A 14,110-nucleotide genomic window follows, 5' to 3' on the forward strand; every position below is an offset into this window, starting at 1 on the left:
CGCGCCGGGGCGAGGTCCCACGGCGCGCACTGGGCGCGCCTCATCGCTCCGGCGGACTGCTTCCTGCACTTCCACGCGTGGTCCTGCCGACCGCACGGGCGCCCCCGAGAGGGCGGGAACCCGCCCCTGGCGGGGGCGTGCACCGGGTGCGGTCGTCCGGAACAACGATTCTGCTGACGGGTGGTCACGCGAAGGCGCCCGTACTGTCCCCCGAAGGGGGTAGCATGACCCGCATGTTCAGCGCAGCGTTCACCTTTACCTATGGCGCCGGAGGCTCCGGTCGCCATGGTGCTGCCGTCTGAACCCATCCAGACGAGTCCACGCAGGCGCCCCGGGCCACACGGCCCGGGNTCGCGTCTCTCCGGGCACCAGGTCCCCGGGGCTCCACCGACCAGGAGGAGCCTCCCGACATGTCCGACACCACCGCCACCCTCACCGCCGACGAGGCCGCCGCCGTCATCGCCGGTGCGCGCGCCCGGATCGACGCGCTCGACACGCAGCTGCTGGACCTGATCGACCAGCGCCGTGCCGTCTCGGCCGAGGTTCAGGCCGCGCGCATCGCCTCCGGCGGCCCGCGCCTCTCGCTGACCCGCGAGATGGAGATCCTGGAGCGCTACCGCGCCCGGCTCGGCCGTGCCGGGACCGACGTCGCCATGCTGCTGCTCGAACTGTGCCGGGGCCGCGCCTGACGTTCCCTCCGTGCGGACCCGTCCCCGTCCGTCAGGACGCCGTCAGGCGCCCGGTAGACTGGCGGGGACCCCCGCAATTCCGCCGGAAGGCCGCCACGTGGCATCTGCGACCCCCGACACCGTTCTCGTCGTCGACTTCGGCGCGCAGTACGCACAGCTGATCGCGCGGCGCGTCCGCGAAGCACGTGTGTACAGCGAGATCGTCCCGCACACCATGCCGGTGGACGAGATGCTCGCGAAGAACCCGAAGGCGATCATCCTCTCCGGTGGTCCGTCCTCGGTCTACGAGCCCGGTGCCCCCACCGTCGACAAGGCCCTGTTCGAGGCGGGCGTGCCCGTCTTCGGCATGTGCTACGGCTTCCAGCTGATGGCGACCAGCCTCGGCGGCACCGTCGACAACTCCGGCGCCCGCGAGTACGGCCGCACGCCGCTGACGGTCAGTCAGCCGGGCTCGACCCTCTTCGAGGGCACGCCCGAGGTGCAGTCCGTCTGGATGTCCCACGGCGACGCCTGCTCCGCCGCTCCCGCCGGCTTCACCGTCACCGCCTCGACCGACGTCGTCCCCGTCGCCGCGTTCGAGAACGACGACCTCAAGCTCTACGGCGTGCAGTACCACCCGGAGGTGCTGCACTCCACCCACGGCCAGCAGGTGCTGGAGCACTTCCTGTACCGGGGCGCCGGGATCAGGCCCGAGTGGACCACGCACAACGTGGTCGAGGAACAGGTCGCGGCGATCCGTGAACTGGTCGGCAGCAGGCGGGCGATCTGCGGGCTGTCCGGCGGCGTCGACTCCGCCGTGGCCGCCGCGCTGGTCCAGCGGGCCATCGGCGACCAGCTGACCTGCGTCTACGTCGACCACGGCCTGATGCGCAAGGGCGAGACCGAGCAGGTCGAGAAGGACTTCGTCGCGGCCACCGGCGTCAAGCTGAAGGTCGTCGAGGCCGAGGAGCGGTTCCTGTCCGCGCTGGCCGGGGTCACCGACCCCGAGGAGAAGCGCAAGATCATCGGCCGCGAGTTCATCCGCGTGTTCGAGCAGGCCCAGGCGGAGATCATCGCCGAGGCCGGGGCCGAGGGCGAGCCGGTCGAGTTCCTGGTCCAGGGCACCCTCTACCCCGACGTGGTCGAGTCCGGCGGCGGCTCCGGCACCGCGAACATCAAGTCGCACCACAACGTCGGCGGCCTGCCCGAGGACCTCGAGTTCCAGCTGATCGAGCCGCTGCGCAAGCTGTTCAAGGACGAGGTGCGCAAGGTCGGCGAGGAGCTGGGCCTGCCTGCCGAAATCGTCCACCGCCAGCCGTTCCCGGGCCCGGGCCTGGGCATCCGGATCGTCGGCGAGGTCACCAAGGAGCGCCTGGACCTGCTCCGCGAGGCCGACGCCATCGCGCGGCACGAGCTGACCGCGGCCGGGCTGGACCGCGAGATCTGGCAGTGCCCGGTGGTGCTGCTGGCCGACGTCCGCTCGGTCGGCGTCCAGGGCGACGGCCGCACCTACGGCCACCCGATCGTGCTGCGCCCGGTCTCCTCCGAGGACGCGATGACCGCCGACTGGTCGCGCCTGCCCTACGAGGTGCTGGAGAAGATCTCCACCCGGATCACCAACGAGGTCCGCGATGTCAACCGCGTCGTCGTCGACGTGACCAGCAAGCCGCCGGGGACCATCGAGTGGGAGTGACGCTCCCGCACTGCTGAGAGGCGAGGGCCGCGAGTTTTCCACAGGGGAGACCGCGGCCCTTCGCCTTGTCCGGACGGGTTGCTATGGTCTGGTTCGGCTCGACCGCACCAGTACGGGGGAGATTTCCGCATGGGCCTCATGGACCGCATCCGCGGTGAGTTCATCGACATCCTCGAGTGGACCGACGACAGCCGGGACACCATCGTGTGGCGCTTCCCGCGCTACGAGAACGAGATCAAGATGGGCGCCAGGCTCGTCGTGCGCGAGTCCCAGGTGGCGGTCTTCGTCAACGAGGGGCAGCTGGCGGACGTCTTCCAGCCCGGCACGTACACCCTGGAGACGCAGAACCTCCCGCTGCTGTCCACGCTGAAGGGCTGGAAGTACGGCTTCCACTCGCCGTTCAAGGCGGAGGTCTACTTCGTCAACACGAGGCAGTTCACCGACTTCAAGTGGGGCACGCAGAACCCGGTCATCCTGCGGGACCCGGAGTTCGGCATGGTGCGGGTGCGCGCCTTCGGCGCCTTCGCGGCGCGGGTCTCCGACGCGGCCGCGCTGCTGCGCGAACTCGCGGGCACGGACCCGCAGTTCCGCACCGAGGAGGTGGGCGAGTACCTGCGGCAGCTCGTCGTCTCCAAGCTCGGCTCGGCGCTGGGCGCGGCCGGGATCCCGCTGCTGGACCTGGCGGCCCGTCAGGACGGCATCGGGCAGCAGCTCGCGGGCGTCCTGACCGAGGAGCTGGCCTCGGTCGGCATCGCGATCCCCAAGTTCGTCATCGAGAACATCAGCGTCCCGCCGGAGGTGGAGGCGGCGATCGACACCCGCTCCCGGATGGGCATCGCGGGAAACCTCGACGACTACACCAGGTTCCAGGCGGCCAACGCGATCGAGACGGCCGCGGCGAACCCGGGCGGGGGCGGTGAGGGGGTCGGGCTGGGCGTCGGCATGGCCCTGGGCCAGCGCATCGCGCAGGGTCTGACGCCCCAGGCACCGGCCCCGGTGCCCGCGGCGGCTCCTCCGGTCGTGACGCCGCCGCCGTTGCCGACGGCGGTGCAGTGGTTCATCGCGGTGAACGGGCAGCAGCAGGGGCCTTTCGACGAGAATGCCCTTGCGGGGCAGGTGAGTTCGGGCAATCTGACGCGGACGACGCTGGTCTGGCGCAACGGCCAGGCGAACTGGCAGCCCGCCGAGCAGATAGCGGAGTTGGCGCCCCTGTTCGCCAACGTTCCTCCGCCGCTCCCGCCGCAGGGCTGAGCTGCGCGAGCAGCCCACCACTCAGGGAGGTTTGGCAGCAAGGTTCGGTGTGCACGTGGGTGGGTGGCTGGGCGCGCAGTTCCTCGCGCCCCGTTGGTGACCGTAGGGGGAGAAGGCTGATGACGGATCAAGGGTTCGCGCCTGCCGCGGATCGGGCGTTCGAGTGTGAGGCGTGTGGCGCGCGCAGCGAGTACGCGCCGGGGACGTACGCGCTGCGGTGTCCCTACTGCAAGCACGAGCAGGGGATCGTGCCGATCCCCCGGCAGGTGACGGAGCATCCGATCGGGGAGCTCGCCGCGCTGCCGCGGCGGGCTGCCGTACCCGCCGGGATGAAGGTCTTCACCTGCCCTGGCTGCCACGCCGTGACCGAGAGCGACTCGCTCAGTGACAAGTGCCAGTTCTGCGCGACGCCGCTGGTGGCCGACGCCGCGGCCATGGAGCGGGTCGTGCCGGAGGCCGTCCTGCCCTTCGGCATCGGCCGCGAGCAGGCACGCGAGGAACTGCGCAAGTGGACGAAGTCCCGCTGGTTCGCGCCGTCCAGCCTGAAGAAGGTCACCGAGGCCGAGACCTTCCGCGGCAGCTACCTGCCGCACTGGACCTACGACGCGGACACGGTGACCGAGTACACCGGCGAGCGCGGCGAGCACTACTGGGAGACGGAGACCTACACCGAGACGGTGGACGGCGAGACCGTCGAGCGCACCCGGCAGGTCCAGCGCACCGCCTGGTATCCCGCCTCGGGCACCGTGGGGCGGTTCTTCGACGACGTGCTCGTGCCGGGCAGCACCTCCGTGCCCGAGCAGCAGCTCGACAAGCTGACCCCGTGGCCGCTGCCGGAGGCCGTGCCCTACCAGGAGGAGTACCTGGCCGGGTTCCGCACCGTGCGGTACGACGTGGAGCCGGAGGACGGGCTGGAGTCGGCCAAGCGGCGGATGGCGCCGGTCATCCGGGCGGACTGCACCAGCGACATCGGCGGTGACGAGCAGCGGGTCCACTCGATGTCCACCAGCTACAGCGACGTGACCTACAAGCTGCTGCTGCTCCCGGTCTGGTTCCTGACGTACCTTCACGCCGGCAAGGCCTGGCAGGTGATGGTGAACGCCCGCACCGGCGAGGTCATCGGGGAGCGCCCGTACAGCCCGTTGAAGATCGCCGTGGCCTGCCTGGCGGCGGCCCTGGTGGTCGCGGCCGTGGTGCTTGTGGTGATGATGAACAAGTCTCACCATCATTGACCGCGGGCTGAACCGGACGCGCCCTCGCCGCGTACTGGAGTCCGAGGCGAGGAGGAGCAGGGGATGGTCAGCAGATGGAAGGCGTTGGGCGAGCAGTACGCGCTGCTGCCGCTGCGCTTGTTCCTAGGGGTCACCTTCATCTACGCGGGGCTGGACAAGCTCACCGACGCGCACTACTTCCAGGGCGTCGGTGACGGCCAGTCCTTCGCGGCGATGACGAGCGGGCTGAAGGGGTCCAGCCCGATCGGGCCACTGCTCGACCTCGCGCTCAAGGCGCCGACGGCCTTCGCCCTCGCCTTCGCGCTGGGCGAGCTGGCCGTCGGGCTCGGCGCCCTGTTCGGAGTGCTCGGGCGGGTCGCCGCTATCGGCGGCGTCCTGCTGAACCTGAGCCTGTTCCTGACGGTCAGTTGGCAGGTCCACCCGTACTACCTGGGCAACGATCTGATCTACCTGATGGCCTGGGTCCCGCTCGTCCTGGCAGGCACGCCCTACCTGTCGGCGGACGCCTGGTTCACGTCGGTGCGGGCCGCGCGGTCGGCGCGGCGCCTGGAGCGCTGACGGATCACCCCGGCGAGACCGCCCGCGCCGAGGCCGATCAGCTCGACCGGGACCACCAGCCGCGGGCTGACGTGCAGCACGCCGGCCGACTGCAGCAGGTAGACCACCGCCACCAGCACGAAGACCGCGCCGGCGATCAGCGAGAAGGCGTCGAAGCGGTGCCGCTCCAGATCGGGGTGGTGGTGCCGGTGCTGTGCGGTCCTCGGTTGCCCGGTCCCGTGCTCGGTCATCCCCTGATGCTTCGTCATCCGCGCTCCACCTCCACGGTTCCGGCGCCGACCTCGACATCGACGGAGAGGGTGCCGTTGGCCGTGCTCCCCGTGGGGTTGAGGTCCGCCGTCCGGGAGCTGCCCAGGCCGCCGGCCGAGCCGTCCGGCAGGTGCACCTCGCCGACTCCCACCTTGGCGCTGATCACGGCTTCGGGAGCCGCGGGCAGCAGCACCCGCAGGCTGCCCGCGCCCAGGTGGACCCGGGTGACCAGGGTGTGGCCCTGGCCGGGGGCAAGCGCGCGGAGGTCCAGCGTGGCCGTGCCGTTCCCCAGTTGGTAGCTGTCGGCGAGGTCGGTGGCCGAGGTGGGCGCCCAGGTGACCCGGGGGCTGTGCTTCTCCCAGGCCCAGGGAGCGGCGCCGACCACGATGGTCGCCGCGCTCAGCACGGCCGCCAGCGCGACGAGGCCGCGTGGGCGCCCCCAGAGCGAGCCGAGCATGATGCCGACGCCGAGCGTCCCGAGCGCGGCGGCCAGCACCGCGAGCGTGTTGACGTGGCCGTCGTGCCGGTTGCCGTACACCGCCGTCCAGGTCGCCGCTCCGATGGCCAGCAGCGTGAACAGCGGGCCGAGCCAGCCGCGACCTCGCCTGCGACGGCCGGGAGTTGACGGCGGCTCAACGGCGTCCGGGGCGGCGTCCTCGGTGGTCCCGCCGGTGGTCTCGCCTGTCGTCGCCTCGGAGCTCGCCGCCCCGGTCGGGACCGTCGCCTTGGCCAGGGGATCGACCGGCGCCGTCACCTCGGCCTTGGGCATCGGGTCCGGGCGCTGCCACCAGCCCGGCACGGAGGGCGGCGGCGCGTCCTGCGGCGGCTCCGGAGGAACGGGCGGGCGGCGGTGCTTGGCGGGGTCGTAGCGCAGGGCGGCGAAGGCCAGCAGGCCGATCAGCAGCAGCGGGAACAGGTGCCCGCGGGCGCCCATGTAGTTGAAGAAGATGCCGGTGCCCAGGACGGTCACCAGGACCGCGCCGAGCGACTGGCCGTCCACCCGACCGGAGAGCAGCCGCTGCAGCTCGTTGCGGCCGGTGCCCTGCACCGGCACGATCAGCCAGGCCATCCCGTAGAGGAACAGGCCGACGCCGCCCCAGAGGCAGAGCACGGCGATCACCACCCGGAAGACCAGCGGGTCGATGTCCAGGTGCCGTCCGAGCCCGCCGCACACGCCGGCCACCACGCGGTGGTCGGTGCTGCGCTCCAGCGGGGGCCGCTGCTCGGGAGCCGGGTCCGGGGCCGGTGCGGCCGTCACCGTCTGCTGATCCTCCGTCATGGGACCATCCTCCGGCGCGGCGGTGCCCCTGCCCATCCGTCATCTCCCTGCTCCGACCCTGAGTTCACCCTGACACAGCCCGCGCGCCGTTTCCGGGCACACCCTGATGCTTTTCCATCCCCGGACGTGTGACGATCGGTCTCGTGGCTGCCACCGACCTCAACCCCGCCCCCGCGGATCCCCCCGTGCGCAAGCTGTACCGCCGCCGCGAGGGCCGGATCATCGGCGGCGTCGCCAGCGGTCTCGCGGCCCACCTCGGCCTGCCGGTGCTCTGGGTCCGGGCCGCCTTCGTGGTGCTGACGCTGGGTCAGGGGCTCGGGCTGCTGCTCTACGCCGTCTTCTGGTTCGTGGTGCCGATGGGCAGGGCTGGGGGCGGTGATCCCGCCGTCTGGCAGCAGGGCGGTGTCGGACCCTACTCGCTGGAGAAGCCGCCGCGCGGCCTGGGACGGGTGCGGCAGGGCCTGCAGCAGCTGTTCCGCGGCGACCCCGCCTCGGCTGACGAGCGGGAGCGGGCGCCGCTGCTGGCCCTGATCGCATTGGCGGCGGGCGGCCTGGTGCTGCTGGACACGATCGGCGGCGGAAGCCAATCCCCTTACGTCTGGCCGGTGTTGATCGCCGGTGCGGGTGTGGCCGTGGTCTGGCGGCAGGCCGACGACACCCGCTGGGCCCGCTGGCTCTCCCTCGGCGAGTCCAGCCGCGGCACCTCCGCGCTGCGGCTGGCGGCCGGCGTGGTGCTGGTCGCTGCGGGCGTGGTGGGGTTCCTGGTGGTGTCCGGCTCGCTGGGCGACTTCGCCAAGGTGTTCCAGGCGGTGCTGGCGGTCCTGGCCGGCGTCCTGCTGCTGGCCGGCCCCTACCTGCTGCGCATGTGGCAGGACCTGACGACCGAGCGGCGCGAGCGCATCCGCGCGCAGGAGCGGGCGGAGGTCGCCGCCCACATCCACGACTCGGTCCTGCACACGCTGACGCTGATCCTGCGCAACGCGGACGACCCGAAGGAGGTCGCCCGCCTGGCCCGGGCCCAGGAGCGCGACCTGCGGCAGTGGCTGTACCGCTCCTCGAACGGGGAGGCCGAAGCGGCCGAGGGGGCTCCGGACACCCTGGGCGAGTCGGTGCGTCGGGTCGCGGCGGAGGTCGAGGACCTGCACGGGGTGCCGGTGGAGGTCATCTGCGTCGGCGAGTGCCCGATGGACGAGAAGCTCGGCGCGCAGCTGCAGGCGGCGCGGGAGGCGATGGTCAACGCGGCCAAGTACGGTGGCGGCGAGCCCGTCTCGGTCTACGCCGAGGTGGAGGGCGACACGGTGTGGATCTTCGTCCGGGACCGCGGCCCCGGCTTCGACCTGGACGCGGTGCCGGCCGACCGCATGGGCGTCCGCGAGTCGATCATCGGCCGGATGCAGCGGAACGGCGGGCACGCCAGGGTCCGGCCGGCCCCCGCGGGCGGTACGGAGGTCGAGCTGGAGATGGAGAGGGCGGCGTCATGAGTGAGCGTCAGGTGCGGGTCGTGCTGGTCGACGACCACCGGATGTTCCGGACCGGGGTCCGGGCGGAGATCGGCCAGACCGAGCGGACCGGCGTGGACGTGGTGGGGGAGGCCGACGACGTCGAGCAGGCGGTGTCGGTGATCACCGGGACCCGCCCGGACGTCGTGCTCCTCGACGTCCACCTGCCCGGCGGCGGCGGGGTGGAGGTGCTGCGGCGCTGCGCGGCGCTGGAGGGTGTGCGCTTCCTGGCCCTGTCGGTCTCGGATGCGGCGGAGGACGTCATCGGCGTGATCCGCGGCGGCGCGCGCGGCTACGTCACCAAGACCATCACCGGGACGGACCTCGTCGACGCGATCTTCCGGGTGGCGGACGGGGACGCGGTGTTCTCGCCGCGGCTGGCCGGCTTCGTGCTGGACGCGTTCGCGGCGACGGACACGCCCCCGGTGGACGAGGACCTGGACCGCCTGACGCAGCGCGAGCGGGAAGTGCTGCGGCTGATCGCGCGGGGGTACGCCTACAAGGAGATCGCGAAGCAGTTGTTCATCTCCGTGAAGACGGTGGAGAGCCATGTGTCAGCGGTCCTGCGGAAGCTGCAGCTGAGCAACCGCCACGAACTGACCCGCTGGGCCACCGCCCGACGACTGGTCTGAGCCCCGCGGGGGCCTTTGGGCGCGAGGATCCCCACCCTTCTCGCGGTGGGGCACCTCCCGCCCGAAGGGTGGGGATCCTCGCGCCCCGGAAAGGGGCCCGTCAGGGGCGGACGGCGCCGGAGATGGGCATTTCGTGGAGGGGTGCGTACTCCACCGACGCGCCGGGGTGGGGGGCGTGAATGATCTCGCCGCCGCCGACGTAGATCGCCACGTGGCTGACACCCGCGTAGTAGAACACCAGGTCGCCGGGCTGGAGTTGGGACACGGCGATCCGCGTCCCCGCGTTGATCTGCTCGTACGTCGTCCGGGGCAGCGACACCCCCGCCGCGCGCCACGCCGCCTGCGTGAGTCCGCTGCAGTCGAAGGAGTTCGGGCCGGTCGCGCCCCAGACGTACGGCTTGCCGAGCTGTGCCCTGGCGAAGGCCACCGCCGCTGCCGCCCGGCCGCTGACCGGGACGTTCACGACGGGTGCGGAGCCGCCCTGGGTCGAACCGCCCTGCGCCGGGACCTGCGTCTGCGGGCTCCCGCCCGCCGACGCGGCCTGGAGCGTCTGCCGCGCCTCGGCGTCGAGCGTGGCCAGCAGCTGCTGGGCGGCGGCCAGGCCCGCCTGGATCGTGGCCTTCGCCGCCGCGAGGCGGCGCTGCTCGGCCTGGAGCTGGACCAACTTGGCGCGGGCGGCGGCCTCCTGCGCGTGCAGGGTGGTGGCCTGGGAGGAGTACTGCCGCATCAGTTCCGCCTCGGCGGCGCTCACCTGCTGGAGCGTTCCGGCCTGGCGGAGGTAGTCGTCGGGGTGGGCGGACATCAGCAGCTGGAGCTGCGGGTCCATGGTGCCGGTGGCGTACTGCGCGGCGGCGACCTGCCCGAGGCGGGTGCGGAGGTCGTTGAGCCGGCTGTCGGTGCGCGCGGCCTGGTCCTGCAGGTTGCTCGCCTGGCGGGTGAGTTCCGCGGTGCGCTCTGCGGCGCCGTCGTAGTCCTGGGTGGCCTTCTCGGCCTGCTGGTACAGCGCGTCGACCTGCGCCTTCACCTGCTGCGGCGTGGGCCGGGGCGCGGCGTGCCCGGGCTGGGCCTGGGCGAGGATGCCGACCGAGGCGGCCGCTGCGGCGGCCATCGTGGCGGCGGTGCGGGCGGCGGGCCCGCTGAGCGGGTTGGTTCTGGGTTTTCGGTGCGACGCCACGGGGGCGTTCCCTTCTCCGGGGGAGCTGGTCGGTTGGCGACGCTAGCCCCGTGGGAGTGGCGGGAGTCCTGAGCTTGACGAGGCTGACCGGAAGAATACGGAACCTGTCGCTCCGGTTGCCGTTCTTGCCCATCCCGCTTTCGGAAATGACCGTTTGACAGATCGTCAGCGATTCAGTCCGACGATCCGATCACGCGCAGGAACTCCGGCGGCACCGCCTCCGTCAACCACACGCCGTTGGCGCTCACCCGGAAGCGCGCCCCGGCGGCCCGCATCCCCGCCGCGTCCACCTCCAGGACCACGGGGCGCCCGCGGCGCGCGCCCACCCGCCGGGCTGTGTCCACGTCCGCCGAGAGGTGCACGTCGTGCCGCGTCATCGGGGCGAGTCCGGTGCGGAGGACGGCGTCGAGCGCACCGGGATGCGTGCCGTGGAAGAGCACCGCCGGGGGCTCGGCCTCCGCGTAGCCGAGGTCCACCGGCACGGTGTGCCCCTGGCTGGCCCGGATCCTCGTGCCCGTCTCGTCGAAGGCGAAGCGCTGCTTGTCGTTGCCGGCCACCACCGCGTCGAGTTCGGACCGGCTGACCCGGCCGCCGAGCGCGGCGAGCAGCGCCTCCACCTCGGCCCAGCCCGCCGGATCCAGCGTCAGCCCCACCGATTCCGGATGGTGACGGAGGATCAGGGACAGCCGTTTGGAGGTCTTCACCAGCATCTTTCGGTCCATGGAATCCATGCGCACGACGGTAGGGAGCCCGGGGCCCGCTGTCGCCGGGTTTTCCGGGCCGATCGGGGATCATGGGGCGCATGGTGCGCATCTGCTTCGTCTGCACGGGCAACATCTGCCGCTCGCCCATCGCCGAGCACGTCCTGCGGGAGCGGCTCGTGGACGCCGGGCTGGCGGACCGGGTCGTCGTGGACAGCGCCGGGACCGGCTCCTGGCACGAGGGCGACTGCGCCGACGCGCGTGCCGAGCGGGTGCTGCGCGAGGCCGGCTACGGCGCGGAGCACACGGCCCGTCAGTTCCGGCCCGAGTGGTTCGCGACCCGGGATCTGGTGATCGCCCTCGACCGGGGCCACGAGCGGGAGCTGCGACGGCTCGCGCGCACCCGGGAGGAGGCCGCGAAGATCCGCCTGTTCCGCTCGTTCGACCCCGCCGCCGGGGCCGGCGACGACCTGGACGTGCCCGACCCCTACTACGGGGGCGTCGAGGACTTCGAGGAGACGCTCAAGCTCTGCGAGGCGGCCGCCGACGGCCTCGTGGACGAGGTGCGCCGGCGTCTGTGAGGTGCCGCCGCCCGGGCTTGCCGAACCCGGACCGGAGTGTCGGCGGGCGGTTCTAGACTCGTCAGCGATGAGCAGCCTCTTTGACGACATTCCCCTGCCCGGCCTGGACGCGCCGGAGGAGGGCTCCGCGCCCCCTCCCGTCGAGGACGAGTTCCCCTACGAGGAGGAGCTCCCGGCCGACCTGTTCGGCGAGAGCTTCCAGCAGCAGTACTACGGCAACGGCTCGCCGCGCCCGGTGGCGGACCCGGAGACGCTGCTGGACGGGATGAACCCGCAGCAGCGCGAGGCGGTCATGCACTCGGGCTCGCCGCTGCTCATCGTCGCGGGCGCGGGCTCGGGCAAGACCCGGGTGCTCACCCACCGGATCGCCTACCTGCTCGCCGCCCGCAACGTGCAGCCGGGCGAGATCCTGGCGATCACCTTCACCAACAAGGCCGCGGGAGAGATGCGCGAGCGCGTCGAGGCGCTGGTGGGCCCGCGAGCCAAGGCGATGTGGGTGTCCACCTTCCACAGCGCCTGCGTCCGCATCCTGCGCCGGGAGAGCAAGCGGCTCGGCTTCACCTCCAGCTTCTCGATCTACGACGCGGCCGACTCGCAGCGCCTGATGGCCCTCGTCTGCCGCGACCTCGACCTGGATCCCAAGCAGTTCCCGCCGAAGTCCTTCACCGCCAAGGTCTCCAACCTCAAGAACGAGCTCATCGACGAGGAGACCTACGCGGCCCAGGCGCAGAACCCGATGGAGCGCAAGCTCGCCGAGGCCTACGCGCTCTACCAGCGCCGCCTGCGCGAGGCCAACGCGCTGGACTTCGACGACATCATCATGACGACGGTCAACCTGCTCCAGGCCTTCCCCGAGGCCGCCGAGCACTACCGCCGCCGGTTCCGGCACATCCTGGTGGACGAGTACCAGGACACCAACCACGCCCAGTACATGCTGGTCCGTGAACTCAGCGGCGGCGCGGCCGGGCAGGGCCCGAAGCTGACGGTGGACGGCGAGTTCGTGAACCCGGCCGAGGCGGGCCTGGCGCAGATCCCGCCGGCCGAGCTGTGCGTCGTCGGTGACGCGGACCAGTCCATCTATGCCTTCCGCGGCGCGACCATCCGCAACATCCTCGACTTCGAGGAGGACTACCCGAACGCGACGACGATCCTGCTGGAGCAGAACTACCGCTCCACGCAGACGATCCTCTCGGCGGCCAACTCGGTGATCGAGCGGAACACCAACCGGCGCAAGAAGAACCTGTGGACGGCCGGGGCCGAGGGCGTCAGGATCGTCAGCTACGCGGCGGACGACGAGCACGGCGAGGCGCAGTTCGTCGCCGACGAGATCGACCGGCTCGGCGACCAGGGCGAGGCCAGGCCCGGCGACGTCGCGGTGTTCTACCGGACCAACGCCCAGTCCCGTGTGTTCGAGGAGGTGTTCATCCGCGTCGGCCTGCCCTACAAGGTCGTCGGCGGCGTCCGCTTCTACGAGCGCAAGGAGGTCCGGGACGTCCTGGCCTACCTGCGGGTGCTGGCCAACCCCGAGGACAGCGTGCCGCTGCGCCGGATCCTCAACGTGCCCAAGCGGGGCATCGGCGAGCGGGCCGAGGCGATGATCGAGGCGCTGGCGGTGCGCGAGCGGATCTCCTTCGCCCAGGCGCTGGAACGGGTGGACGAGGCCTACGGCATGGCCGCGCGCTCGGTCAACGCGGTGAAGAAGTTCAACGACCTGATGGCCAAGCTGCGCGGCGTGGTCGAGGGCGGGGCCGGCCCCGCTGCCGTGCTGGAGGCGGTGCTCGAGGAGACCGGCTACCTGGCGGAGCTCCAGGCGTCGACGGACCCGCAGGACGAGACGCGGGTGGAGAACCTGCAGGAACTCGCCGCCGTGGCACTGGAGTTCGAGCAGGAGGAGCCGGTCGAGGGCCCGGACGGCGAGCCGGCGCAGACCGGCCTGCCGGGCTTCCTGGAGCGGGTGGCGCTGGTGGCCGACTCCGACCAGATCCCGGACGACCCGGAAGGCGAGGGCCGCGGCGTCATCACGCTGATGACCCTGCACACGGCCAAGGGCCTCGAGTTCCCCGTGGTCTTCCTGACCGGCATGGAGGACGGCGTCTTCCCGCACATGCGGGCCCTGAGCAACGCCAAGGAGCTGGAGGAGGAGCGGCGGCTCGCGTACGTCGGCGTGACCCGGGCGCGCGAGCGGCTCTACCTCTCACGGGCGGTCCTGCGCAGCGCGTGGGGGCAGCCCTCCTACAACCCGCCCTCGCGGTTCCTGGAGGAGATCCCGGAGAACCTCGTCGAGACGCGGCGGGCCGCGTCCGCGTCGGCCCCGAGCCCGGTCTCCTCGCGGATGACGGGCAGCCGCGCCTCGGCACCGGCGGGGTGGGGCAAGAGCGCGAGCAGGATGCGGGACAAGCCCGTGATCACGCTGAACGTCGGCGACCGGGTGACCCACGACCGCTTCGGCCTCGGCACGGTCGTGTCGGTCTCCGGCCCGGCGGACGACGCCAAGGCGACCATCGACTTCGGCGGAGAAGGCGTCAAGCAGCTGCTGCTGCGCTACGCGCCGGTGGAGAAGCTCTGACGGGTCGGCAGCCCCCGCTGCGGGGCT

At 72.0% G+C, this 14,110-nt stretch carries 13 protein-coding genes; 9 read left to right on the forward strand and 4 right to left on the reverse strand.

Annotated elements, in window-relative coordinates; translation table 11 throughout:
• Positions 1–410 precede the first annotated feature (410 nt).
• The 5 genes from ACFP3V_RS06765 to ACFP3V_RS06785 all read left to right on the forward strand — a co-directional run bounded on the left by ACFP3V_RS06765 (position 411) and on the right by ACFP3V_RS06785 (position 5,402).
• On the forward strand, positions 411–689 hold the full coding sequence (locus ACFP3V_RS06765) for a chorismate mutase (protein ID WP_380580805.1): 279 nt from the start codon (positions 411–413) through the stop codon (positions 687–689).
• A gap of 97 nt (positions 690–786) precedes the next feature.
• The gene (guaA, locus tag ACFP3V_RS06770) at positions 787–2,361 is read left to right on the forward strand and encodes a glutamine-hydrolyzing GMP synthase (protein ID WP_380580806.1); all 1,575 of its coding nucleotides are present in this window, start codon (positions 787–789) and stop codon (positions 2,359–2,361) included.
• A 129-nt stretch (positions 2,362–2,490) separates the two neighbouring features.
• A complete protein-coding gene (locus ACFP3V_RS06775) occupies positions 2,491–3,612 on the forward strand; it encodes an SPFH domain-containing protein (protein ID WP_380580808.1) in 1,122 nt (373 codons plus the stop codon).
• Between the two features lie 266 nt (positions 3,613–3,878).
• Positions 3,879–4,844: a hypothetical protein gene (locus tag ACFP3V_RS06780; protein ID WP_380580810.1), complete on the forward strand. Its 966-nt coding sequence runs from the start codon at positions 3,879–3,881 to the stop codon at positions 4,842–4,844.
• Positions 4,845–4,907: 63 nt separating this feature from the next.
• Positions 4,908–5,402: a DoxX family protein gene (locus tag ACFP3V_RS06785; protein ID WP_380580812.1), complete on the forward strand. Its 495-nt coding sequence runs from the start codon at positions 4,908–4,910 to the stop codon at positions 5,400–5,402.
• Here ACFP3V_RS06785 and ACFP3V_RS06790 read toward each other — a convergent pair.
• On the reverse strand, positions 5,333–5,650 hold the full coding sequence (locus tag ACFP3V_RS06790) for a hypothetical protein (RefSeq protein ID WP_380580814.1): 318 nt from the start codon (positions 5,648–5,650) through the stop codon (positions 5,333–5,335). The genes ACFP3V_RS06785 and ACFP3V_RS06790 overlap by 70 nt on opposite strands.
• Entirely contained in the window at positions 5,647–6,930 is a 1,284-nt protein-coding gene (locus ACFP3V_RS06795) for a PspC domain-containing protein (RefSeq protein WP_380580816.1), read from the reverse strand. The genes ACFP3V_RS06790 and ACFP3V_RS06795 overlap by 4 nt, the downstream gene beginning before the upstream one ends.
• A 143-nt stretch (positions 6,931–7,073) precedes the next feature.
• On the opposite strand from ACFP3V_RS06795, the gene ACFP3V_RS06800 reads away from it, so the two are divergent.
• Complete coding sequence (locus tag ACFP3V_RS06800) at positions 7,074–8,411, forward strand: PspC domain-containing protein (protein WP_380580818.1); 1,338 nt, start codon at positions 7,074–7,076, stop codon at positions 8,409–8,411.
• A complete protein-coding gene (locus ACFP3V_RS06805; protein WP_380580820.1) occupies positions 8,408–9,061 on the forward strand; it encodes a LuxR C-terminal-related transcriptional regulator in 654 nt (217 codons plus the stop codon). The genes ACFP3V_RS06800 and ACFP3V_RS06805 overlap by 4 nt, the downstream gene beginning before the upstream one ends.
• Before the next feature lie 100 nt (positions 9,062–9,161).
• Here the strand turns inward: ACFP3V_RS06805 and ACFP3V_RS06810 are convergent, their stop codons facing one another.
• A complete protein-coding gene (locus tag ACFP3V_RS06810) occupies positions 9,162–10,235 on the reverse strand; it encodes a C40 family peptidase (RefSeq protein ID WP_380580822.1) in 1,074 nt (357 codons plus the stop codon).
• A 173-nt stretch (positions 10,236–10,408) separates the two neighbouring features.
• The gene (locus ACFP3V_RS06815) at positions 10,409–10,957 is read right to left on the reverse strand and encodes an RNA 2'-phosphotransferase (protein WP_380580884.1); all 549 of its coding nucleotides are present in this window, start codon (positions 10,955–10,957) and stop codon (positions 10,409–10,411) included.
• A 71-nt stretch (positions 10,958–11,028) separates the two neighbouring features.
• Between ACFP3V_RS06815 and ACFP3V_RS06820 the strand changes: the two genes are divergently transcribed.
• The gene (locus tag ACFP3V_RS06820) at positions 11,029–11,517 is read left to right on the forward strand and encodes a low molecular weight protein-tyrosine-phosphatase (protein ID WP_380580824.1); all 489 of its coding nucleotides are present in this window, start codon (positions 11,029–11,031) and stop codon (positions 11,515–11,517) included.
• A gap of 67 nt (positions 11,518–11,584) precedes the next feature.
• Positions 11,585–14,083, forward strand: a complete 2,499-nt coding sequence (pcrA, locus tag ACFP3V_RS06825) for a DNA helicase PcrA (RefSeq protein WP_380580826.1) — start codon at positions 11,585–11,587, stop codon at positions 14,081–14,083.
• Positions 14,084–14,110: the final 27 nt, after the last annotated feature.

Source organism: Streptacidiphilus monticola, assembly GCF_042658505.1.
In the GTDB taxonomy this organism is placed as follows: Bacteria; Actinomycetota; Actinomycetes; order Streptomycetales; family Streptomycetaceae; genus Streptacidiphilus; species Streptacidiphilus monticola.